We start from the raw sequence: 239 nt of genomic DNA on the forward strand, positions 1-239 counted from the left end.
CAGGAAGCCGTCGATGACTCCATCGACAAGCTCAACAGCCTGATCTCCGGCATCAAGGGCTCGGCAGATGCGATCAACACCGCCGCCAAGGAGATCGCCGCCGGCAACACCAACCTCTCCCAGCGCACCGAGGAACAGGCCTCTTCTCTCGAAGAGACCGCCTCCTCCATGGAAGAGCTCACCTCCACCGTCAAGCAGAACGCCGACAACGCCAGGCAGGCCAACCAGCTCGCCCACGG

The 239-nt window shown here is 63.2% G+C and carries 1 pseudogene; it reads left to right on the forward strand.

Features of this window, described 5'->3' with window-relative positions:
• Positions 1 to 239: pseudogene (locus G6032_RS01395) on the forward strand (chemotaxis protein); the annotation flags it as partial.

This window comes from Wenzhouxiangella sp. XN24, from assembly GCF_011064545.1.
Classification (GTDB): Bacteria; Pseudomonadota; Gammaproteobacteria; order Steroidobacterales; family XN24; genus XN24.